Raw genomic sequence first — 23656 nt, forward strand, 5'->3', positions numbered from 1 at the left:
CTTGCGCGAGCGGCCTGCGGGAGTAATCATCAGCGCGTCTGCGTCGCGAATTCGGCTCGGCGCGACGTCTGACCACACTTGGACAAGGGAAAACCATGCGGCGTCTCGCTTTTGCACTGATTTGCGCATTCGGCGCGCTCGGCGCCCTTTCGTCTCCAGTATCCGCGCGCAGCCCTGCGCCGCAGCCGGCCCCGGCGCCGGTCGTCGACCCTTTCACCGCGCTATTCGGCGGCGGCTCCTTCGCCCCGCAAACCAGCGACGGGCGTCCGCAGGCGGTCGCCGTTCCGCGCGAGACCGTCGCCTTCGACGCCAGATATGCGCCCGGCACGGTGATCATCGCCACCAATGAGCGTCGACTCTATTATGTGCTCGGCAATGGCCAAGCGATCCGCTACGGCGTCGGCGTCGGCCGACCGGGATTCGAATGGGCCGGCACGCGTTACATCGCCCATAAGCGCGAGTGGCCGGATTGGACGCCGCCGGCGCAGATGCTGCGCCGCCGCCCCGACCTGCCGAGGCATATGGTGGGCGGATTGAGCAACCCGCTCGGCGCGCGCGCCATGTATCTCTCCGGCACGCTGTACCGCATCCACGGCTCGAACGAGCCCTGGACCATCGGCCAGGCCGTGTCGTCGGGCTGCATCCGAATGACCAATGACGACGTGGTCGACCTCTACAACCGCGTCAAGGTCGGCACCCGAGTCGTCGTGACGCGGTAAGTCTTAGCAGCGCGTTTTAAGCGGCCGGCGCGCGCGCCGGCCGATTCATTTTGCAGGACTATTTTTTTGAAGAATTATTTTTCTCCAGGCCGGTCGCGATCGAGCCCCTTCGCTGCAAGCTCTTCGAGATAGAACGAAAACCGCTCCGCTGCCGTCTCGCCAAGCTCGCGCAGATACCGCCATGTGTAGATTCCGGTGCGATGCATGTCGTCGAAGTCTAGCCGCACGGCGTAATTGCCGACCGGCGCGACCGCGATGATCGCGACATTGCGCTTGCCGCCGACGGTCTTGCGCTCCTTCGCAGAATGGCCCTGCACTTCCGCGCTCGGGCTCTGCGTGCGCAACAACTCGGCGCTGAGCGCGAATTGCGCGCCATCGTCGAAGGAGACGTTCAGCGTCCGTCCGCCTTCCGAGAGGCGCAGTTCAGTTGGCCAGGGCTCCTGCCCCATGTGCGTCTCCAGGACTTTTGGTTGGTGCGAGGCAATTTGCGGGCCGAGCTCCGGCCGTCTCCAAAGATTTCTATCGCCTTCGCGCGAAGAGCGCCAACACGATCCTCACTGATCGCGCCACCAGCTCTCCAAAGTGAAGCCGAAGGGAAACATCGGAAAAAGCGGCGTGTGCGCAGGATGGCGGATCGCGGCGCGATGCGCGCACCAGATGGCGTTCACGTGCTGCAGAGGCACGAAATAGAATCCGGAGAGCAATATGCGATCAAGCGCACGCGCCGCCGAAATGCTGTCCGCCTTCGTCCGGGACGCTAGCAGATTGTCGAGCGCGGCGTCGAGCGCCGGCGAAGCGGCGCCGGCGAGATTAACCGAATTTTTCCGATTGAGACTTTCCGTCGTCCACCGGTTCAACTGTTCCTGACCAGGCACAGCGGACGCCAGCCATTGCCCGGTTATCATGTCATATTCGAAGCGCTGCCGCCGGCGCTGGTACTGGACTTCGTCATATAAGCGCGGAATTGCTTCGATGCCGATGCGCTTCAAAGAAGCGGCGAAATTGAGCGCAAGCCGCTCTTCGTCGCGATCGCGAATCATGATCTCGAATATGACGGGAACGCCATTCTTCTGGAGGCGTCCGTCGACCAGGACGTAGCCGGCGGTGGCGAGAAGCGTTTGCGCGCGCTTCGCGACCGTGCGATCGCGCCCCGAACCGTCGTGCTGCACGGGACGCCAACGCCCCTCGAGAATGTCGTCGCGAACGACGCCCGGAAAATTCGCAAGAAAACCGCGCTCGGCGGCGCTCGCAGGACGCCCCGTCGAGGCATAGTCCGACTCGCCGAAGTAACTCTCCGTGCGCGTATAGAGTCCGCCGTAGAACTTGGCGTTGATCCACGCGAAGTCATACATCATGGCGATGGCTTCGCGCAGCCGCACGTCGCGAAAAATGGCTTTGCGCAGATTGAAGACAAAACCTTCCATCCCCGTCGGCCGGCCGGGGCGTAGCGCTTCTTTCACAACGGCGCCGCTGCGAACGGCGGTGAAATCATAACCGGTCGACCAACGCGCGGCGCTCGTCTCCTCGCGATAATCGATCAGCCCCGCCTTCAACGCCTCAAACAGCGCCGCGCCGTCGCGATAATAGTCGACGTCGATCTCGTCGAAATTATAGAGTCCCCGTTGGGTCGGTATGTCGCGGGCCCAGTAGTCGGGGTCGCGGCGCAAAACCAGACGCGAACCTGCTTTGGACTCTGAAATCACATAAGGGCCAGAGCCGAGCGGGATCGTCATATCGAGCTCGTCGAAGCGCTCCACATTGGTCGCCTTCTTCGACAGAACCGGCATGGCGGCGAGAATGAGCGGCGCTTCGCGATCCTTCACGCCGGTCAGATCGAAACGCACGGTATGTTCGTCGAGCGCCACGGCGGATGTCATCGAAGCGAAAATCACGCGATGATTCGGCCGACCTTTCGACTTGAGCAATTCGAAGGAAAATAAAACGTCCGAGGCGACAATCGGCGTTTTGTCGGAAAAACGCGCCCGAGGGTCGAGGTGAAATGTGACGTGCTCGCGGGCGTCGTCGATTTCGACAGATTGAGCGATCAGCGGATAAAGCGAATAGGGTTCGTCCTGCGATCGGGTCATCAGGCTTTGCAGCACATTGTCGATGATGAGCTGCGGCGCGACCCCGAATCTGGCGTTGAACGGATTGAGACTCTCGAATCCCCCGCGCCGGCCGAGCCGTAGCGCGCCGCCTTTCGGCGCGTGGGGATTTGCATAAGGAAAATGAGCGAAATCCTTCGGCAACGCAGGTTCGCCATAGAGCGCGAGACCATGCGTGACGGGAGGGTTTGAAAGATTTTCCGCAAGCGCCGAAGCGGACAACAAGACCGCGACGGCGTGGAGGAGACCCGCAAAACCCGCGGCGGCGATCATGCGTCCGATTGCTTGCCCAACGCTAAGCATTGCATCGCCTCCTTCGCCAAATTGGCGTGCTGAAGCTATTTGGCTCGGGCAGTCTCCAATTTTACGAACTGCTGATCGTTGTCGCCGCATCGCGCGGCGCATTACTGGTTCAAAAAAGATGTCGCGGTTGAGAGCGTTCTCGAAGCTTCGCTGAATGGCGCTTGTCTGGCGGGCGCCGCCCCAAAGAGGGGCGACGCCCGATCGAATCAGAACTTGAGTTTGATGCCTCCCGTGAAAGCGCGCGGCTGGCCGGCGAGGATGCCGGCGCCTTGCGCCGTCACCAGGCCGCCTGTCGGCCAGACCAGCGGCGTTTGTGTCGCGGTGCCGGCGAGGAGCGAGTTGGCCACCACGAATGCGCCGGCGACATAGGTTCGATTGAAAATATTCGAGACCTCGAAAAAGAGCTCGATATTTTTGACATAGAAGTTGTCTAAGTCGTGATTATAGTGCGCGTTAAGATTGAACAGGCTGTAGCTCGGCAGAGTGGTGAAATTCGCGTTGTCGATCGTATAATTGCTCTTGAGAATATATTCGGCGTAAGCGCCGAGACCCGAAAGGTCGCCGTATGGCTGGTCGTATCCGACGCGCATCGTCACAGTATGCGGCGGCACGTTGGGAATCCTGTTGCCGGAGCGATTATATAAGACGGCTCGCCCCCGGACCGAACCGAGATCGTCCCAGTAATTGGTGAAGAACTGATCGTTGAACGTATAGGCCGCGATCAGCCGCCATCCATCATAGGGGCGCCAATCGGCGTTGAGTTCGACGCCGCGGTGGAGACTGGAGGGAATATTTTGCGAATAGCTGGTGAGCCCATTGCTCAACGTCAGAATCTCGTTGCGATGCCATTCGTTGAAGCCGGTTACGCTGACGGTGAGATCGGGGCGCGGCGTCCAGTCGATCCCGAGATCGACGCCCATATTGGTCTGGGCCTTCAGGGGATTTTGTCCGAATCCGCTTCGGGTAGTGGTGAGGAACACGAATGTCGGGGTGCTGTAGCCCGTCGCATAGCGCGCCCTCACTTGCCACTCGGGGTTATAGCGATAAGTGAGCGACGCTTCCGGCGCCGTGTTCCAATAGTCATTGTCGACGGCGATCTGAGTCGGAAATCTGGGCGCCAGATTGGCGGGGTAGTTATAGGCGGTGCTGACGCCCCAAACGCGATTCCAGTTGGCGCTGAACCCCACGACGCCAGTCAGGCCCGGAGCGAGCGCAATCTCTTCACGCGCGCGCAGACCAATGTTTGAAGTATAGGAATCGATCTTGCCGACCTGCGCGCCGATTGCGCCGCTGTACCATCTATTCGCGATCTGATTAAAGAGCGGATTGGTAGTTTTGGCGTTGCTGTAGAAGAACTGGAGAAAATGTGTCGCCGGAAATCCAAAGATCGGAATGTGACTGGTAATGTCGGTCTGCGCGGTGATGCCCACCGTTGGTCCCCTCAAGGCGACCGGGCCGCCCTGGCCGCCGGGGCCAATTATCGGCGGCGGCCAAGTTCCACTGATGTTATCGAGATAGTCGTACGTGAATTGGGATCGCCAGGTGGTGGCGTTGTTGAAGTCATGCTCGAACTGAACGCCGCCGATCTGTCTGAGAGAGTGTTGATGAGTGCCAAGCTGCCAGACGCTTTGGCGAGTGGTCGCGCCCGATATGCCATTCACCGGCACATTCAGATTGTTGCATAAGTTGAGGTTCAGGGGGACAGCGGTGGAGCAGCCATAATTTTGTTGAAATGGATTGAGGTAGAACACATTGATATTTTCTCGGTTGATGAACTCCGATCTCAAGTTGTTGGCGATGTATTTCACGATAACACGATCGGTAGGGGTCACGTCCCATCTGCCGAGAAGCTTGGCTTGTTTGCCTGAGAAAGAATTGCGGGCATAGCCGCTGCTATTGGCGTCGGAGGCAAAAAACGACAGATCGAAGGCGCCGAGCGTGCTGTCGACCACCGCCTTTCCGACCCGAACGTAATTGTTGACATAGCCGAAGCTGCCAAATTCCGAACCTGTATGGACGCCGTCGATTTCGGCGCCTGAGAAGGAACGGAAATTGATCGCGCCGCCATAGGCGTAATTGCCGAAGAGCGCCGACGAAGGACCACGATAGACGTCGACGGCGGCAAAAGCGTGCGGATCGAGCAGGTCGGTGCGGCCATTGCCGTCGGCCGTTGTGATCGGGAACCCGTCTTCGTACAGCATGATATTGCGGATGCCAGTTGGAAACCCGACACCAGTCCGATTGCCGGAGCCGCGAATCGAAATAAACAGATCGCGCGCATTATTGCCTTGCTGTATGGAGACGCCGGGGCTGTATTCCAACACCCTCCGGACATCCGCTAGAGGCGTCGGCTTGAGGAACTTGGTGTTGACGATCGTCATCGTTTCGCCGGGCGGGTCCCGATAGATCGGCAGTTTCGCGCGGGCGGCGCTAAAGCCCGGCGCGATTCCTTCTTCGCCCGCCGTCGATTCCCGGACGGCGGGAGGCCTGACCGGCGCGGCGCCGATCGTGATCTGCGGAAGCGCCTGCTGCGCGTGCGCGACGGAGGCGGCGGACAAGAGCGAGAGAGCGCCGAGCGCCGCGCCATGCATCAATTTCGACCGGGACGTCATCTTCTTTGCTTTCCTAATTGGGAGTGAAACTCGAAGTGAAACTCATGGAGCAGGCGCACGCGTTGATCCGTTTGCGGTCGACGCCGGTTTCCAGGGGTCGGCGAAGCGGGGAGATGTCAGCAGGGAGTCGTCGGTCAGCGTTTTCAGAAAGGCGATCAGATCGCTCTTTTCTTGCGGCGATAGATCGATGGGCACGATCAACGCGCTTTTGTTTGCGTTGTACCGACCGTCGCCCTTGAGAGGACCGCTCGTGACATTGCGTCCGCCGGCCGCGTAAATGTCGATCACGTCATCGAGCGTCGCGACGCTGCCGTCATGCATGTAAGGCGCGGTGACAGCGATATTGCGCAGGCTCGGCGCGCGAAACGCCCCCATCTCAGCGGGATTATGCGTGTTCTCGAACACGCCGCGATTGGGCTCCGGATAGGCGCCTTTGCCGTCGAGATCATAGAGGCCGGTGTTGTGAAACGGCGTCTCAACCTCGCGCGTTTTGGCGTGATAGAACTGATCGTCGAAATTCACGCTGCCATGGCAGTGATGGCATTCCGCCTTCTCGCCGAAGAAGAGATCCTTGCCGCGTGTCTCTTCAGGAGAGAGCGTCGCTTTGCCTTCAAGATAGCGATCATATTTCGACGACGCCGAGACGACGCCGCGCTCAAAGGCGGAGATCGCCTTGATGACGTTGCCGAAGCTGATTGGATCCGCCTCGCCGGGAAAGGCGGCCGCAAAATCGCGGCGATAATCTGCGTCACTGTCGAAACGCGCGAGGATCTCTTTGCGGTTCTTGTCATTGACGCCCATCTCGATCGGCTCTTCGCCAAACAGCGGGCCTTCCATCTGCCTTTCGAGGGTCACCATCGCCGGATTCGCCCACGTGAGCGTGGCGCGCCAGGCGGCGTTGGCGATGCTGGGCGAATTGCGCGGCGTATGCTGGCCCGTGGCGCCGACGGCGACCGGGCGGCCATCGGTGAACGCCAGGCGCTGCTCATGGCATGAGGCGCAACTCTCCTTGCCGTTTCCCGACAGACGCGGGTCATAGAAGAGCTTGCGCCCGAGCTGAAAGCGCGCCTCCGACATCGCATTGTCGACGGGAACGCGCGGCGGCGGCATGAACTCGGGCAAGGTCCAGCGCCAGGATTCCGCGCTCGGGATTGTGTCGCCTTGCGCGCCGCCCGCGATCAGAGTTGCGGCGAAGAGGAGGATCAGAGTATCGCGCTTCATTTCGCCACCTCCGCGCGGAAAATCTTCGTCGACGCGCCGGAGGACTGGCCGGCGTCATTGGCGTCGGGCGCGGTTTCCTTGAGCCGCAGTCCGAGGTTTTCGAACATCGGCGCGCATTCGGGATCGGCCGGACCGCTCATGCAGCCGGTCGAAAACCCCTGGTCTTTCCCAAGGTCGATGCCGGCAAAGAGCGACTTCAAATCGAGCACGACGCGCTGCCGCGCGGAGTCGAAGGACGCGAGTTTCACGGGAATGCGATTTGGATTGGCGCAGGACGTGATTTCGCCTTTCGTCGCGTCGCCACGACAGCCCGTCGAACCAAGGTGCAGCATCCAGGTCGAGACGGTGATCGTCCCATCCGAGTTGACGCGCAGCGGCGCCGCCTTGGGCGCGTCCGCCATCGCCGGCGCGCCGCCGTCGGACTTGTCGCTGGACTTGTCGCCTTGCGCGCCGGCGCCATTCGCTGCGTCCGCCGGGCTTTTCGGCTTGAGCGGCGGACGAGTCACGCCCCCCTCTGGATCAACTTCGATCTTTATGAATTTGCGGCCAGCCTGCCAATTCCAGGTCATCGACTGAAGATCGAGCGGCGCGGGCGCGGTGGCGAAATTCGAGTGGTTGAGAATGACGTCCTTGCCGTCCTTGTCCTTGACGACGCTGGGAACGCCAATGACGAAGCTGAACCCTTTGTAGCGGCCGCGCGGCGCCGATCCCTTGATCGTGTCGTTGATGTCGGCGCTGCCGACGCATTTGCCGGTCTTGTTTTCAAAATCGAGCAGAGCGAGGTTGGCGTATTGCCAGTCGTTCTGTTCCAGTTCGATGGGAACTTCGCGCCCGGCGGCGTCGATCAGCGCCGGCGCGGCGATGTAGAACCTGGCGTCGTGGAGCTGCGCCGGCTGTCCGCCGGTACCAAGACCCGCGATGTCGCGGCCGCATTCGACCGGCTGATCGCCCGCCGCAAGCGCAAAGCGTATCGCAACCGGCTGTCTTTCGTTGCCGTCGCCCTTAGCCGCCGCCTGCGCGCCGCCAACGGCCGCGAGACCGGCGACGACGGCCGTAAATCGAGTGAATGCGCGCATGATTCCTCTCCTGTCAGCACGATTTTTGAGATGTTTGTTGGCCGCACGCGTTCGCGACGCGTGTCGGCGGCGCGCGTCAGAGACGCACGCGAAAATCAAACGCGAGGGAAATGGCGAGTGAGGGGTCGAAGACCCGGCAGCCGACCGTTAACGCGCTCTCTTAGGAGAGAAGCGACGGCGGTGCGCGAGAGAGCCTGTTTCTGGGCCACTGCGTGGTCGGCGGCGCGAGATCGCGCTCTTCCGGCCAAACAGGAGGAGTCTCAGACAAGGGCGCCAGCACGAGAACGACGGCGGATAAGAGAACCTTTGCTCCGAGGTCGTCGTTTCGGTCGCTGAGAAAGCAAGCCATGCAGTGCATGTGCTGAACATGCGGGGCCTTGCCGTCGCCATTGGGTTGGTCGGCGCAAAGCTCGCTCGCCATCGCTACGGGAGAGCTTAGGAACGCGCCGAAATCCCCGCCGTGGCGTCCGTGAGAAAAAATAAGACCCAAAGCTTGCTGAAACAGCAGACAAGCGACAGCGGCCGCCACGATCGGACGCATGAACCGCCGCATTTTTGTCTTGTCTTGCCGCATAACGAATTCTGAGTGCATGAGGATTAACTTGTCAACGACGGTTATTGCCCAACTTTTGCAATATTTAGAACTGTTGCGCTGTAGCCACACTTGGTCTTTGCAATTTCGCTTTGTCTTTTCAATTGACGGGCGCGAAGAAGCCGTGCGCTCCGACATCACTCCAAATGGCGGCGCGACCGCCGGCGCAGAGTCTCCGGCACAGAGTCTTTCGTCCGTTATGAAGATCCTGTGGCGACTTGAGACAGCGCAGCAGGGCCCCGATCGTTGCGGTTTGTCAACGCGCCTTCGCCTTATCGGACCCTTATCGTTCCGCCATGCGCGCGTCGTATAAGAAGTTTTCGTATTGCCGCCCGATTGCTTCGCGCCTATGATCCGCGCACCGTAGGCAATGGTTGGCGGCAATCCATGCTCGTTCGGCTCATTCTTTTCGTTGCGATATTGCTGCAAGCCGCTGGCGTTTCGACTGTCGCCGCGCGCGCTCAATCTCATTCTTTGTCGTTCCGGGCCGTAGTCTGCAAAAGCGATGCGATTCCCGCGGCGCCTCACGCGCCGGGCGATGACGATGGCTCTTGCTCGGACTGTATCGCCTGCTGCGACGCTCAGCCGCAGATCTTCTGCGTCTATGATCAGGTTGCGCGCCTGTCCTTTCCAACGGCGCGAATCAGCGTTCTCGCTCTTCCGATCCTTCCCGTTTCCCGAACGCTGTCGGCAACGCCGCCGGCGCGCGCTTCCCCCGTCTAAAGACACGGCCGTACATCCGCGCGTTCGGAAGCAATGACGTCCGCGGATCGAAACCACGCATCGCCGATGCCCCTGCGGCCGCTCGGCGTGATGCGTTTTGGATAATCGGCGCGCTTGGAGACAAGCGGGGAGGCGCTGATGCAGAAGTCCCATGAGACGATCGACCGACTGTTTAGAAGCCATCATCGCGATCTGATAACGCGGGCGCGCCGCGTGATCGGCTCGGCAGACGCCGAAGACCTGGTCCAGGAAGCCTATCTCAAAATGCTGGAAAGCGACCGTGGCGAACTGATTTCGAATGCGCGCGGCTATGTGTCGAAGATGACGTGCACGCTCGCGATCGACAATCTTCGAAGGCAAAGAACGCACGCTCGAGCGCTTGCCGAAGACGGCGCATGGTTCCAGTCGCCCGCTCGAGACGCGCAAATCACGTCGGCTCTCGACGCATTCGGCCTGGCGCGGGACGTTCAAGCAGCCCTGGCGCGGCTGCCGCGATGTTGTCGTCAGATATTCCTGATGAGCCGGATTCTGGGTTTCAGCCATTCGGAGATCGCGCAGGAACTCGGCGTTTCCTTGAGGACGGTCAATCGCAGCCTGGGTCGGGCGCTCGAGCATTTCGATCGCGCCTTCGATATTCCGCGGCCGAGCGACCCCGTGGCCGCGCCGCCTCTCGAGGCGGCGGCTTCGCCGCGCGAGTTCTTGGCGGCGCCATCGGACGCGCCGTCGGTCGCCCGGGATGCGATGGACATAACAATCCCCTCGGCCCGAAAAAAATCTCGTCGCATGCTGTCCGATTTTTGCGGCCTCGCTCGTCATACCATTCGGGTCCCGCGTGCTGCGGAGCCCGTCTGGACTTTCCAGACGAACTCAAAAGGGGAGGCCCCTATGACCATCCGTATCGCCAAGCGCATTACTCTTAACGTTGTTGGCCGCGCCGGCGCCATGTGCGCTTCGACCTGCGCCGCCACGAACGGCTAAGGACGATCAGTTTGCGCCGTCGGCCCCCGGCCAGCGGCGCAAGCGACGTCAGTCGCGGCAAGACGAGGGCGACAATAGATGCGGCTTGGCTTCAATTTCACGCTCGGCGACACCTATGACATGGTTCAGAGGCTGCTCGCGGAAGGGCATATCGACTACTGTGAATTTCTGATCGACAATTTTTTCTGCGTCGATCCGGAGGAACTGGCCAAGGCGTTCGATTGTCCGATCGGCTTGCATATTATGTACTCGAAGTTTCTAGAAGCCGATCGGCCGACGCTGGTCGATTTTGCGGCGCGGCTTCGAGACTACATCGATGTGCTGAATCCGATGTACGTCTCCGACCACATTCTGCGCTTCACTCATGAAGGGCGCGCTTTTTTTCACTTGGGTGAAATCGACTATTCCACCGAATATGAATCCGTCCGCGACAGGGTCGTCGCCTGGCAGGAAATCGTCGGACAACGCATCCATTTTGAAAATTATCCCTCCATCATGGACGGGGGGAGAGAGGCGCCCGCCTTCTTCGAGCGCCTGATGAAAGAAACTGGCGCCGGCGTGCTGTTCGACGCGTCCAACGCCGTTTGCTCCCATCGCAATTGCGGGACGCCATTCGAAGCCTGGCGTAACGTCATTGCCGAAGCCCGGCATTTCCATGTCGCGGGCTACAGGCATTCCCTGGTCGAGCCTTTCATCTCGCTGGACACTCACGCAGAGGCTCTGGCGCCGGACACGCTCGCCTTCCTAAGAGATTTCCGATCGGTCTTCGACAAGCCCGGCGCGACCATGACCTATGAGCGCGACGACCGGATCGAATTTGACGATGTCGTCGCCGATCTGAAGTTGTTGCGAGAGCTGTTCGGCCAACCGGAAGAAAGGCGTCATGATCTTGCTCTCTCTGCCTAGTCGGACTGATCGCGATCTCTACCCGGCGCTGATGTCGCCGGAACTGAACGCAAAATATCCTACGGACCACAGGGCCTTCGTGCGGATCGACGTGAGCCTGCGCATGTATTGGCACACGCTCTTCGACATCTGCCCCGAACTGTTGGAGCTTTCCGGTCTCGACGGGATGTCGATCTTCCGACCCTTCATGGCCTGGGCCGGAGAGAAGAAGCTCGCCTTTGACTGGTCCTATTATCTGTGGGTCTACGCTTGGCTGCGCCAATCGCCGTTCAAAGAGCGGTTGCTCGCTGACGACAAATATCTGCGGTCGGTCATGGCGGCGTCGGCCGCGCGTTGGGCGATCCTCGATCGCGGCAGAGATTGCGGAATCGTCATCGGATGCGCAGACACGATGAATCTTGTCATCGGCTGGAAATGCCGCAGCGTTCGTTTGGGACGCGAGATCGAACTTATCGAACCCGAGGAGCCGCTGCCGGCGCCTCCGGATATTTTTGGCTACTTTACGCTGCAGTCCTTCGAACTTGACATCTTTCCGGGGTGGCAGAGCCTGGCGCGATGACAAGCGCGCCGCTGTGGCGCGGATACTGGCACCTGTTCGCCAGCACTTCCGCGGCCGCCTTTATTATGCAAATCGATCTCGCCATGGTCGCGAGACTGGGCGGCCGCGCGTCGGGAGCTTATGCGATTCTGATGCGCATCGCGTTGCTCGATGTCGCCCTCACCATCGCTTGCGCCGCCGTTGCGGCGATTGCGCTCGGCCATGCGCAAAAGAATGGCGAGACCGCCGAGGCAATCGAAAAGACTTGCGCGCTCTCCCTCGCGCTTGGCGTCGCGACGGCGATTTTCGGCTTCTTCGCCTATCCGATCTTTCTTGACGCTCTGATGGGGGACGCCGCGGCCGCTCCCTATATCGGCGCCCCTATCGTTTGGCTCGTTGCCGGCACGCCTTTTCGCGTTCTTTCGAATACGCAAGGATTCTTGTTGCACGCCCTCGGACGCGGCGGCTCGGCGCTCACATGGAAACTCGCGGAAATTCCCGTGAAAGCCGGGGCCAACGTCCTTTTCATGCAGGCCCTCGGCTTTGGTTTCGCGGGATGTTTTCTCGCGAGCTGCATCGTTTCAGCCATCGCTTCGCTTTGGCTGTGGAGTCGGCTGGAGGCGCATGGCGCGCGTAGAATACGCGTCCCGGAAATCGCGTTCGTCCGCTCTTTTCTAAGCGGAACGTTTTGGGAAGCGTTGCGCGTGCTCTCCCCGCGGGCGGCGATGCTCTTCACGCTGGCCCTCTTTTCGCTCCCCTGGCAGAACGGCGCCAATGGCCAGCGTCTCGACTCATTTGCCGCCGCCCAAACTTTCATGCTGTTCGTAATTGGTCCACTGATTACGCTGACGCGCTTTATCGCCATCCGCCTTCCGGCGAAAGCTCACGGCGACTGGACGCCGGCGCTCGCGCCAGTGGTGCGTGTCGGCGCGCCAATCACACTGGCCGCCGCAGTCATACTGCTGTTCGGGCGCGATTGGATCGGCGCGACCCTTTACCGCCAACATGGAGCCTGGTGGTCCGTATTCGTCGCCTGCTTGGCGCTCTCCCTGCCAATCCGCTTCGTCGGCAGTATCGTCCGAGGACTGACGCTCGCGCAGAGCTCATTCGCAGAGCTGACCTCGGTCGATGTGCTTGCGCAGTGGCTCATCGCGCCGCTGTTCATTCTATTTGGACTCGCCGTGAACCGTCCGGAGATCGCCTATCAATCTCTCATCTGGCCTGAAGCCCTCGCCGTTTTCTTGATCTGGCTTAACCTTCGATCCGCGCCCGGGGAGCCGGCTGGCGTCCCGTTGCGCTTGAAAGGACGTGTCCAATGAGCGTGGAACGAGTCCCTGTTCTCATTGTCGGCGCAGGCTATGCCGGTCTGTCCGCGGCGGCGCTCCTCGCCTGGCGCGGCGTTCCTTGCATCCTCGTGGAGCGACGCGCGTCAACGTCGCGGCTGCCGAAAGCGCATGGGCTGAACCGGCGCAGCATGGAGGTTCTTCGCGTCGTCGATGGCCTGGAGGATGCGCTGTTCGCAGCAAGCCGCACCGGCGCAAACGATACAACGGTCATCATTGCGGAGACCGTTACAGGTCCGCCGATTGAGACGCTGGTGACCAAGATGTCGCTCGATGCGACTCGCGTGTCGCCGAGCAAGATATGCACCGCGGGCCAGGACCGGGTCGAGCCCGTGCTGCTGCGCTTCGCCCGCGTGAACGGCGCCGATGTCAGATTTTCGACGGCGCTGGCGCGCTTCTCCCAAGGAGAGGACGGCGTTGAAGCGATTTTGCGCGACGAGGCGTCGGGACGAGAAACCACCGTGCTCGCCGACTATATGATCGCCGCCGACGGCGCCGGCGGAACAATCCGCGACGCCGGCGGCGTGAAAATGGAAGGCCCGGGAGTGATCGCGGATGCGATGTCGGTGCTGTTCGAGGCCGATCTCGGCGCAATCCTGCAAAGAGACGGGTTTGCTCTCTATTATTTTCGCAACAAGGCGTTCAGCGGCGCCTTCGTCACTTGCGACGAGCCCAATCGCGGCCAGATCAACATAGAATATGATTCTTCCCGCGATCAGGCATCCGATTTCAACGAAGAACGATGCCGAGAACTGGTTCGACAATCTCTTGGCGTCCCTGATCTCGCGGTCAAGATTCTCGACGTTCGTCCTTGGCGGATGGCCGCTCTTCTTGCCGATCGCATGTCCTTTGGTCGGGTGTTTCTTGCCGGCGACTGTGCGCATATCGTGCCGCCGGTCGGCGGCTTGGGAGGACAAACCGCGATCCAGGACGCCGCGGACCTAGCTTGGAAGCTGGCGCTTGTCGTGAAGGGCCATGCCGCTCCCACACTGCTCGATACCTATCAGATTGAGCGCAAGCCCGTGGCGCGAATCGCGATCGCGAGAGCCTTCGCCAATTACGTTGAGCGTCTCCTGCCCGATCGTCAGGAACTGCGCATTCGGGAAGACGAATACGGTCTGCTCGAAACCGCGATGGGCTATCGGTATCGCTCCGACGTGATCATCGCTGATGAATTCGACGACGGCGCATGCGTCGAGGATCCTCTTCACCCGAGCGGCGCGCCGGGAACGCGCCTCGCGCATGTCTGGTTGCGGCGCGGCGATGAGACGATCTCCTCTCACGATCTGATCGGACGCGGTTTCATGCTCTTCGCCGGTCCGGACGGCGGCGGCGACTGGATCGAGGCGGCGCAGCGTGTCGGCCTTCGTTCAGGCGCGCCGCTTGGCGTCTGCCGCCTCGGCTTCGACGTCGATGATCCCGAAGGGCTGTTTCTGCCGCGCCTGCGCGTTTCGCCCGAAGGCGCGCTGCTCGTGCGGCCAGACGGATTCATCGCCTGGCGCTCGCGAGGCCGAAGTCCCGACGCTCTCGCGACGCTCGAAGCGAGTTTTGCGCGCGTGCGCGGTTTCGACACGCGCCAATCCAGCGGCGGTCTCAAGGCTACGCTCGTCGACGCAAGCTAGGCGCAACCTTGTCATCCTGCTCCAAAGAAAAATCATCGCAAAGGAGAGTAGTCGAATGTCCATCCTTTCGCCGGAACTCCGCGCGCCGTCCCGGTTGGAGCCGATTCCCGCGGTTGATCCGAAGCGGCTCGAAACGATCCAGGCCCCCTACCAGGACTTCAACCGGCTGTCGCGGGCCAGCGGGATTTTGGAAGCCCTGCCCCTTCGGGCGAAGCGTCAATTCCGCTCCTATTACTTTTTCAATCCGCCGAAATGGCGGGTGTGGGCGCGGACCCTCGGCTCCAACCAACGCATGGCGCCGTCCTTCGCATCGATCGGCGCCGTGCGCTCCGGCACGTCTTTTCTCTCCTCTTATATTTTCCAGCATCCGCACGTCGTGCTGCCGCTGTCGAAGGAAATTTCCTTCACGGAGACGATGCGCGAGTTGATGGCGTATTTTCCGACGCTCGCGGCGCAAAGGGCGGCGGAGCAGCGAAACGGCGGCGCGATCACCGGCTACTGCACGCCGGTCATGCCCAATCCCCTCTGGATTTTTTTGGCCCGGTCGATGTTTCCAGACATGCGCATCATCTGCGTTCTGCGCGATCCGGTGGAGCGCACCTTTTCGCACTGGCGATGGGATCAGAAGCGTTTCATCAGCCGCAAGATGCAGGACCCGCATTGGAGGGGCTTTCCGGATTTCGAAACCTTGATCGAAGTTGAAAAGGCGACTATACGCGGCGGCGGCATGGAGCCGCACGCGTTTTCCGGCGCCCGCGCCGGCTATCTGCGCCACAGCATCTACGCGCCCTTTCTGCGCTTGCTGTTCGAGCAATTCGGCAGAGACCGCGTTTTCATCGTCGATGCGGCGGAATTTTTTCACGACCCGCGATCAACCGCGAAGGAAATTTACGCGTTTCTTGGTCTGCCCAAAGTCGAGCCGCTCGTGATCGAAGAGCAAAATCCGGGTCCGCCCGGAACGCTCGAGGACGGACTTCGGGAGAAATTGGCCGAGTTTTTCCGGCCCTACAATGAAGAACTCTACGCTCTTCTAGACAAGGACTTCGGCTGGGGCGCCGCCCGATAAGAGGCCACATTCCGCGGCGGACCTCTCCTTGCACTTGGTCCCAGCCCTTGGCGACCCAACGGGTGGGCTTCACGGGACGGCGTTCCGGCAATATATGGAGGACGCCGAATTTCCGCCGGTTCGAGGTAAGGATGAACGCCCACGCCAGAGGGCCTGCAATTGCGACGCCCGCGGCCGCCGCGCCGGCGCCGCTTGTCGACCCCTACGGGCGGACGATCTCCTATCTGCGCGTCTCCGTCACGGATCGATGCGATTTCCGCTGCGTCTATTGCATGTCGGAACATATGCAATTCCTGCCGCGCCGCGACCTGCTGACGCTCGAGGAACTCGACAGGCTGTGCTCCGCTTTCGTCGCGCGCGGAACGAAGAGGCTGCGCATCACTGGCGGCGAGCCGCTGGTGCGCCACGACGTGATGAAGCTGTTTCGCGCCCTCTCGCGCCATCTCGACACGGGCGCGCTGGAGGAGCTGACGCTGACCACCAACGGCTCGCAGCTTGCGCGTTTCGCGGCCGAACTCGCCGACTGCGGCGTGCGGCGCGTCAACGTCTCTCTCGACACGCTCGACCCCGATCGTTTCAAGGCGCTGACCCGCACCGGCGCGCATACGCAGGTGCTGGCGGGAATCGCCGCCGCCCGCGCCGCCGGCCTCAAAGTGAAGCTCAACGCCGTGGCGCTGAAAGGCATGAACGAAGACGAATTCGTCCCGCTCGTGCGCTTCGCCCACGAAAACGGGATGGACATGACGTTCATCGAAGTGATGCCGCTCGGCGAACTCGACGGCCCGGAACGCGCCGACCAATATCTGCCGATGCAGGAGGTGCGCGATCGGCTGAGCGAAGCCTTCACGCTCGACGAGATCGACTATCGCACCGGCGGCCCCGCGCGTTACATGCGTGCGCGGGAAACGGGCGGGCGCATCGGCTTCATCACGCCGCTCACCCATAATTTCTGCGAAAGCTGCAATCGCGTGCGCGTCACCTGCACCGGGACGCTTTATATGTGCCTCGGCCAGGAGGACGCGGCGGACCTTCGCGCGCCGCTGCGCGAAAGCGCCGACGACGCGCTGCTGCACCAGGCGATCGAGGCCGCCATCCTGCGCAAACCCAAGGGCCATGATTTTGTCATCGATCGAACCGCGCCGGCGCCCGTCGTCTCCCGCCACATGAGCATGACGGGCGGCTGAGTGATGGAGCCCACGTCCGTCGCTTTCATCGGCCTTGGGGTCATGGGCTATCCCATGGCCGGCCATCTTCATCGCGCCGGCCACCAGGTGCGGGTCTATAATCGCACCGCCGCCAAGGCGGAGAAATTCGTGGCCGAGTTCCCCGGCGCCGAAGGATTCTCGACTCCAGCCGAAACTGCGAACGGCGCGGAATTTGTCTTTTCCTGCGTCGGCAATGACGACGATCTGCGCGCGGTGACGATTGACGACGGCGGCGCCTTCGCCGGCATGTCGGCGGGAGCGATCTTCGTCGACCATACGACGGCGTCCGCGGAGGTTGCGCGGGAACTCCACGCCGCGGCGGCCGAGCGCGGCTTCGGCTTCATCGACGCGCCCATTTCCGGCGGCCAGGCCGGAGCGCAAAAGGGCGCGCTGACCGTCATGTGCGGCGGAGATCCGTCGAGCTTCGCCAAGGCGGAGCCGGTGATCGCGTGCTACGCGCGGGCGTGCCGGCTGATGGGGCCGCCGGGCGCCGGGCAGCTCACCAAGATGGTCAACCAGATCGCCATCGCCGGCCTCGTCCAGAGCCTGGCGGAGGCGCTCCATTTCGCCGGCGCCGCCGGCCTCGACGCAGAGAACGTCATCGATCTTTTGAAGAACGGCGCGGCGCAATCGTGGCAGATGGAAAATCGCACGAAAACAATGCTCGCCGGCGAGTTCGACTTCGGCTTCGCCGTCGAATGGATGCGCAAGGACCTATCGATCTGCCTCGCCGAGGCGCGGCGCAACGGCGCCCGGCTGCCGGTCGCGGCGCTGGTCGACCAGTTCTACGCCGAGGTCGAGAAGATGGGCGGGCGGCGCTGGGACACGTCGAGCCTCATCGCCCGTCTTGAGCGATAGGGCGGATTTATGGCCAAATCTTAAAATTTCGTAAATTTCGCGACTGCGGCGGAACCATTAGCGGGGGCGCTGCGTTTCTCCCCGGCAAAAGAGGAAGCGTCCAGGTTCGCATCGTTTGAGTAGCGATCTGGGGAAATTCCCGATGACCCTGTGGGAGCCCTAAATGGCCGTTTCGCGCGAAAGCCCTTTCGCAAGCCGCACGTCGCGGATTATTCTCGGATTCACAGTCGCCATCTGCGCGGTTGCTGCTGTCGCAGCCGCGCCTTCAGCGTCTGATCCGAAGATTGAATCCACCGCCACTGGCGTCCAAGCCGCCGTGAGCCTTAGTGATGTCGGCATGCGTCCGCTTGCGCGCGGACCGGCAATCCGAGTGGGGCGCGCCTACGGCGCGGAGGATGAAGATTGCACGCTCGTCATCACGCCGAAAGCTGACGAGCGGGGTCGCGTCCGTTACATGCGTAGCGTCTCCTGCGCCAATTGACGCCGAGAGTCGCGCACCCGGATTAGGCCAAGGGGCGGCCTTGGGCGAGGATCGTTCGGAAACGGACGTCTTCGCCTTTTTCTTTTTTCCGGTCGAATGATCCGCTCGTTCCTTGCAGGCCGAACAGGATGACGAGCGTTTCAGGCGGGTTCAGTGGCATGGCCGGCCAATTCGAGAAGGCGCGGCGCCCCGACCGGCTCGTCCCTTAGCAGCGGCACGACGGCGTAGCGGCGCGCGTGGGTTGTCGCGACCTTTTCCACTTCCGCCAGCTCATTCTCGGCGCGCTTGCGTAAGAGGGGCGAGCGCGGACGCGCCGCCGCGACGCTGTTATTGATGACCCACGCCCATGGTTCGATGTCCGCACGTCGCAAATCCGCTTGCAGGTTGGCGGCTTCCAAGACCGGCGTCGTTTCCGCGAGCGTCACGAGCAAAACCTTGGTTCGGCGCGCGTCCTGAAGCTGCATCATCGGCGTCGTGTAATGCGCGCCCTTGGCGTCCAGCATCCGCGCGACCTCGCGATGATATGCGCCCGTCGCATCCAGGAGCAGCAGCGTGTGGCCGGTCGGCGCGGTGTCCATGACGACGAACTTCTCGCCCGCTTCCCGGATGATGCGCGAGAAGGCCTGAAAGACGGCGATTTCCTCCGTGCAAGGAGAGCGCAAATCCTCTTCAAGCAAGGCGCGCCCCTGCGCGTCGAGCTTTGCGCCCTTCGTCCTCAGCACCTCTTGCCGGTAGCGTTCGGTTTCGGCGTGCGGGTCGATGCGGCTCACGGTCAGATTGTCGAGCGAACCATGCAGCGTTTGGGCGAGATGCGCGGCAGGGTCGGAGGTGGTGAGATGGACGGGCAATCCGCGATGCGCCAGCTCGACGGCGACGGCCGCCGCAAGCGTCGTCTTGCCGACGCCGCCCTTGCCCATCAGCATGACGAGGCCATGACCCTCGGCGGCGACGCCGTCCACCAGTTCCGAAAGGCTTGGCGCGTGCAGCTCAACCGGCTCGCCGACTGCCGTGTCGATGTACGATGGCGTCGCAATGAGGAGATTGCGTAACGCATCGAGTCCGACGAGATTGAACGGCTTCAAAGGCACATAGTCGCAGGGCAAGCCGCGCAGCGCATCGGGCGTCGCCGCCAAAGCCGCCTGCTCGCGCACGTAAAGGGCGGCGGCGAGCGCATCGAGCGACGCCTCTTCCCTTGGCAGTAGACCATTCACGACGAGGAATTGCTGATGGAGGCCAATCGCCGCCAGCTCCTCATGCGTGCGCGCGGCTTCGCGCAGCGCGGAGTTTTGCGCACGGGCGACGAGGATCAGGCGGGTGCGCTGACCGTCGGCCAAAGCGGCGACCGCGGCGCTGTATTTGGCGCGCTGCTTTTCCAATCCGGCAAGCGGACCGAGGCAGGAGGCGTCGCCTTTCCCCGCCTCAAGGAAGCCGCTCCAGGCGACAGGGAGCTGCAGCAGGCGGATGGTGTGTCCGGTCGGGGCCGTATCGAAAATGATATGGTCGTATGCCGATGTAATGGCGGCGTCAGTCAACAGCGCCGTGAATTCGTCGAAGGCGGCGATTTCCGTCGTGCAGGCTCCAGAAAGCTGCTCTTCGATGCCCTTCACCACGGCTTCGGGGAGCTTGCCGCGCACGGGGCCGACGATGCGGTCGCGATAGGCTTGCGCGGCGGCCTGCGGGTCAATCTCCAGCGCGAACAGGTTGGGCGCGGCGTCAATCGCCGTGATTTTATCGCCGATGCCGACCCCGAACACCTGCCCGACATTCGAGGCCGGATCGGTGCTGACGAGCAGCACGCGGCGTCCGGCTTCAGCAAGCTCTATCGCCGTCGCGCAGGCAATCGAGGTTTTCCCAACGCCGCCTTTGCCCGTGAAGAAGAGGAAGCGCGGAGCCTGTTCAAGAAATTTCATTTCGGCCTTTCAGCAGCAGGATGTGCCGCTACAACATCCGCCTTGTTTCGCTTCTTCGACTTCTTTGACGCCCGCCCAGCGCGCAAGTTCCGCGCGGTTCGGATAGCGTCCGGCGAGCGCGATCTCGCCATCAACGAGGATCAGCGGCAGGGCTTCCTGCCCCGAACGTTCGAGAAAGCCCTTAACGCTCGCATTTTCAGCAAACATCATGGGCTCCTGGGCGAGATTGAAGCGCTCGATTCGTGCGCCGTTCTGCTTCGCCCAATCAACGTCGGCGGCGAAGGTGACAAGCGCCTGATCGGTTTCGACGCCGCAGACGCCGGTGCTGCAACACAGGGCGGGATCAAAAACTTGAATGGTTGTCATTTTCGTCCTTTCAGGATTGAGGTTGAGCGGCCCTGGCGACGACGACTTCGCCATCTTCCTTGGTGAATTCGCCAATGTCGGGATTGGGGAGGATATCGAGCACGGCTTCCGAGGGACGGCACAGCCGTGCGCCCTTCGGCGTCACGACGATTGGACGGTTGATGAGGATCGGGTGTTCGAGCATGAAGCCGATCAATTCTACTTCCGTCCACTTTGGATCGCCAAGGCCGAGCGCCTCATAGGGCGTGCCTTTCTGGCGCAGCAGATCGCGCGCTGAAACGCCCATGGCTTTGAGCAGCTCGACAAGTCGCTCGCGCGTTGGCGGGTCTTTCAGATATTCGATGACGACTGGCTCTTCGCCGCTTTGGCGGATCATCGCCAGCGTGTTGCGCGACGTGCCACAGTCGGGGTTGTGATAGATGGTGATTGTCATCGCTCAGGTCTCCGCGTTGTCGCCGTGTCTTGCGCCTTCAAGTTCGCCGATTTGACGCAACGATCGATGAGCGCCTTTCTTGCAAGGCGATGTCGCCGCTGCAGAGAAACAAGCAAAGCCCTCATCTTGCGCTACATCAGGCCAAAGCATATTCCATCGATTTGAATGTGAGATGCCGCACCCCTTCCGGCGCCTCGGCAATTTTTCGAATCGCGCCCCACGTCTGCTTGAAGTTCGGGATGAGGAGCTCATTCACGCCGGGCGACACCACGTTCCCCTGCACGCCACTGGGATAGCCGAACAGCATGAACGTGTGCTTGCGCTTGGCAGTGGGAGTCGGATAGGCGATTGCTTGGGTCGAACCGTTATCGTTATAGACTTCGACGAGATCGCCGGCTTCGAGCTTCAACTCCGCCATGTCCTGCGGATTCATTTCGATGAAGGGGTAAGGCCAACGATCCATGACAAAGTCATTCTGTTGATCGAGATAGGCGCTCTGCCAGATGTGATTCGTGCGGCCGCTATTGATGAGGAACGGCCATCTCTTGCGCTCGGCCCTTTTATCTGCGAGCTGCAAGCCGCGCCATTTGGTTGGCATAAAGACGGCCTTGCCATCCTCGGCATCGAATTTGCCGTCAGCGTAAAGGCGCTTTGACCCGATGATCTTGCCGTCCTCGAAAGCGACAGCGGGCTCTTGGAAGCCATTCGTGCCCATCCCGCGCAGCCGCTCATATGTGACGAACCGCCCGCCCTTGTTTTGCTGATGGTAACCGTCCAAGAAGGCGTCTTCCTCGTTCTTCCAGTCGAACCCCTTGAATCGGTCAGCGTATTTATTCATGCCCTGTTCGCGCAGCACACGCTCCATATCCTTGGCGATGCGAGCGGCGATCAGGCAGTCCGGCAAGGCCTGGCCCGGCGGGTCCATGTAGCGCTCGGTGAACCGCATACGCCGCTCGCCGTTCATCGAAGTGAGATTCATCTCGCCCGACGTCGCCGCAGGCAGCCAGACATGACAGGCCTGACCGATTTGGCTCGGTACGATGTCGACGTCGACGGCGAAGAGGCCGCCCTTCTTGATCGCCGCCATGATCGTCTTCACCATGCGCGCGCGATCGCCGTAAGGCGCGGACATCATCGCATCCTTCACGATGTCCGTGCGTTTCTTGTAAGCCTGCTTGAACTTGAACGCATTCAACGTCGTCTTATAGTGATCGCAACCCCAGATGTGGTGCACGCCGCCCTTGCCCGCGATGAGAAGCTTGTCGACGTAACGGGCTGGCCGCGGCCCAGGGTAATCGGGCCGCGCATAGCCTTCCTGATGGCCGCCCATGCGCACACAGCCGCCGCCCGGTCGGCCAATGTTTCCCGTCGCGAGCGCAAGGTTCACGAGCGCGCCGTTGGTGCGGTAGTTGTCGTTGCCGAAGATCAACCCTTTCTCATAGGCGAACATCGCACGACGTCGTGCGCCGCCGGCTTTAGGTTCGGCGATCCATGCCGCCGATCGGCGAATCTGGTCTACCGTCAGCCCCGTGATTTGCGCGGCTTCCTCGAGGCTCATCTTGTTGGCGGCGAGCGCCTCGTCGAAATTCTTGGTCGAGGCGGAGATGAACGCCTTATCAATCCAACCTTTTTCGGCGATGTAAGTGAACCAGGCGTTGAGCAGCGCGAGGTCCGTTCCTGAGTTGATCGCGAGATGCATCACGCGGTCCTTGCCCGCCTCAACCTCGCAGGCGTTCACTGTCACGGTTCGCCGCGGATCGACAACTATGATGCGCACAGGATCGGCTGGCGCCGATCCGAATTCGGCTTTCTTTTTTGCCACGGTCGCGCCGCGCAGGTTCGGCAGCCAATGATTGAGAAAATAATTGGTCTGCGTCTCGAGCGCGTTCGTGCCGACAGCGACGATCGTGTCCGCAAGCTCCGCGTCCTCATAACAATTATTAAGCTCATCCACGCCCATGTCGCGACTCGCATGGACTTCGGAATTGTAGGCAGGGCGATTGTGAATGCGGATATTCTTGACCTTCAGCGCGCCGAAATACAGCTTGCCGGTTCCCCAGGTGTTTTCGTAGCCGCCGCCGGCGCCGCCGTGATCGTAAGCCGAAACGAACAGGCCGTCCTCGCCCATGTCATTGATGACGCCCACGGTGACGCGGGCGACGAGATCGAGCGCATCGTCCCAGCTCGTCGGCTGCATCTGACCGTAGCGCCAAACCATCGGATCCGTTAGACGCTGCAACTGAGTATTCCTCGCGCGCGAATAGCTCATCTCGGCCATACGCGCGCCGCGTATCGAGGCCAAACCGGAATTGACGACGCAATCATCGTCGGGCTTGATGACGAGGTGCACATCTTCGCCATTCTGGCGCACGATATTGTACATCGATGGCGCGTACCACGCCGTCGCCTCGGCCTGCTGCTGCTTGGAGAGATCTACGCCGAACTTGTTCTCGTCGGGCGCGGCGCCGCCTTGCTTGTTGATCGGCCATGTGTAGGCCTTGTAACCGCACCCGACGATGCAATAGTGGCAGACGACGTTAAACTCCCTTGCATCCCTTGGAACGACGGGGAGTCGATCGATCTGACGCTTGTAAGCCAT

20 protein-coding genes are annotated in these 23656 nt (G+C 61.5%); 10 read left to right on the top strand and 10 right to left on the bottom strand.

Annotation, left to right across the window (positions count from 1 at the left end):
- Positions 1–95 precede the first annotated feature (95 nt).
- Entirely contained in the window at positions 96–719 is a 624-nt protein-coding gene (locus ACR65W_RS13865; RefSeq protein WP_434501188.1) for a L,D-transpeptidase, read from the top strand.
- Positions 720–793: 74 nt separating this feature from the next.
- Here the strand turns inward: ACR65W_RS13865 and ACR65W_RS13870 are convergent, their stop codons facing one another.
- The 6 genes from ACR65W_RS13870 to ACR65W_RS13895 all read right to left on the bottom strand — a co-directional run bounded on the left by ACR65W_RS13870 (position 794) and on the right by ACR65W_RS13895 (position 8766).
- Entirely contained in the window at positions 794–1168 is a 375-nt protein-coding gene (locus tag ACR65W_RS13870; RefSeq protein ID WP_434501189.1) for a gamma-butyrobetaine hydroxylase-like domain-containing protein, read from the bottom strand.
- A 105-nt stretch (positions 1169–1273) separates the two neighbouring features.
- Positions 1274–3127, bottom strand: a complete 1854-nt coding sequence (locus ACR65W_RS13875) for an extracellular solute-binding protein (RefSeq protein WP_434501190.1) — start codon at positions 3125–3127, stop codon at positions 1274–1276.
- Between the two features lie 206 nt (positions 3128–3333).
- The gene (locus tag ACR65W_RS13880; RefSeq protein ID WP_434501191.1) at positions 3334–5739 is read right to left on the bottom strand and encodes a TonB-dependent receptor family protein; all 2406 of its coding nucleotides are present in this window, start codon (positions 5737–5739) and stop codon (positions 3334–3336) included.
- Positions 5740–5781: 42 nt separating this feature from the next.
- The gene (locus ACR65W_RS13885; RefSeq protein ID WP_434501192.1) at positions 5782–6960 is read right to left on the bottom strand and encodes an MbnH family di-heme enzyme; all 1179 of its coding nucleotides are present in this window, start codon (positions 6958–6960) and stop codon (positions 5782–5784) included.
- Positions 6957–8036, bottom strand: a complete 1080-nt coding sequence (locus ACR65W_RS13890) for an MbnP family copper-binding protein (RefSeq protein ID WP_434501193.1) — start codon at positions 8034–8036, stop codon at positions 6957–6959. Before ACR65W_RS13890 ends, ACR65W_RS13885 begins: the two co-directional genes overlap by 4 nt.
- A gap of 160 nt (positions 8037–8196) precedes the next feature.
- On the bottom strand, positions 8197–8766 hold the full coding sequence (locus ACR65W_RS13895; RefSeq protein WP_434501194.1) for a DUF2946 family protein: 570 nt from the start codon (positions 8764–8766) through the stop codon (positions 8197–8199).
- Positions 8767–9489: 723 nt separating this feature from the next.
- On the opposite strand from ACR65W_RS13895, the gene ACR65W_RS13900 reads away from it, so the two are divergent.
- From ACR65W_RS13900 to ACR65W_RS13940, 9 genes are all read left to right on the top strand, one after another.
- Entirely contained in the window at positions 9490–10329 is an 840-nt protein-coding gene (locus tag ACR65W_RS13900) for a methanobactin precursor domain-containing sigma factor (RefSeq protein WP_434501195.1), read from the top strand.
- Positions 10330–10407: 78 nt separating this feature from the next.
- Positions 10408–11235 (top strand): methanobactin biosynthesis protein MbnB, encoded by an 828-nt coding sequence (gene mbnB, locus ACR65W_RS13905; RefSeq protein ID WP_434501196.1) that lies wholly within the window; start codon positions 10408–10410, stop codon positions 11233–11235.
- Positions 11213–11794, top strand: coding sequence for a methanobactin biosynthesis protein MbnC (mbnC, locus tag ACR65W_RS13910; protein WP_434501197.1), 582 nt, complete (start codon positions 11213–11215; stop codon positions 11792–11794). The genes mbnB and mbnC overlap by 23 nt, the downstream gene beginning before the upstream one ends.
- A complete protein-coding gene (gene mbnM, locus ACR65W_RS13915; protein ID WP_434501198.1) occupies positions 11791–13092 on the top strand; it encodes a methanobactin export MATE transporter MbnM in 1302 nt (433 codons plus the stop codon). Before mbnC ends, mbnM begins: the two co-directional genes overlap by 4 nt.
- Positions 13089–14738, top strand: a complete 1650-nt coding sequence (gene mbnF / locus ACR65W_RS13920) for a methanobactin biosynthesis FAD monooxygenase MbnF (protein ID WP_434501199.1) — start codon at positions 13089–13091, stop codon at positions 14736–14738. Before mbnM ends, mbnF begins: the two co-directional genes overlap by 4 nt.
- A 55-nt stretch (positions 14739–14793) precedes the next feature.
- Positions 14794–15804: a sulfotransferase family protein gene (locus tag ACR65W_RS13925; protein ID WP_434501200.1), complete on the top strand. Its 1011-nt coding sequence runs from the start codon at positions 14794–14796 to the stop codon at positions 15802–15804.
- Positions 15805–15935: 131 nt separating this feature from the next.
- Positions 15936–16988 carry a GTP 3',8-cyclase MoaA gene (gene moaA, locus ACR65W_RS13930; protein WP_434501201.1) on the top strand — a complete coding sequence of 351 codons (1053 nt, stop codon included), beginning with the start codon at positions 15936–15938 and terminating at the stop codon, positions 16986–16988.
- A gap of 3 nt (positions 16989–16991) precedes the next feature.
- Positions 16992–17867 (top strand): NAD(P)-dependent oxidoreductase, encoded by an 876-nt coding sequence (locus ACR65W_RS13935; RefSeq protein ID WP_434501202.1) that lies wholly within the window; start codon positions 16992–16994, stop codon positions 17865–17867.
- 163 nt (positions 17868–18030) lie between these two features.
- Complete coding sequence (locus ACR65W_RS13940) at positions 18031–18348, top strand: hypothetical protein (RefSeq protein ID WP_434501203.1); 318 nt, start codon at positions 18031–18033, stop codon at positions 18346–18348.
- A 140-nt stretch (positions 18349–18488) separates the two neighbouring features.
- Here ACR65W_RS13940 and arsA read toward each other — a convergent pair whose 3' ends face one another.
- The 4 genes from arsA to ACR65W_RS13960 form a co-directional block, all read right to left on the bottom strand.
- Entirely contained in the window at positions 18489–20258 is a 1770-nt protein-coding gene (gene arsA, locus ACR65W_RS13945) for an arsenical pump-driving ATPase (RefSeq protein WP_434501204.1), read from the bottom strand.
- A gap of 9 nt (positions 20259–20267) precedes the next feature.
- Positions 20268–20624: an arsenite efflux transporter metallochaperone ArsD gene (gene arsD / locus ACR65W_RS13950; RefSeq protein ID WP_434501205.1), complete on the bottom strand. Its 357-nt coding sequence runs from the start codon at positions 20622–20624 to the stop codon at positions 20268–20270.
- A 10-nt stretch (positions 20625–20634) separates the two neighbouring features.
- Positions 20635–21057, bottom strand: a complete 423-nt coding sequence (arsC, locus tag ACR65W_RS13955; RefSeq protein WP_434501206.1) for an arsenate reductase (glutaredoxin) — start codon at positions 21055–21057, stop codon at positions 20635–20637.
- A gap of 136 nt (positions 21058–21193) precedes the next feature.
- A complete protein-coding gene (locus ACR65W_RS13960; protein ID WP_434501207.1) occupies positions 21194–23656 on the bottom strand; it encodes an arsenate reductase (azurin) large subunit in 2463 nt (820 codons plus the stop codon).

Origin of the sequence: Methylocystis sp., from assembly GCF_051062815.1 — a bacterium.
In the GTDB taxonomy this organism is placed as follows: domain Bacteria; phylum Pseudomonadota; class Alphaproteobacteria; order Rhizobiales; family Beijerinckiaceae; genus Methylocystis.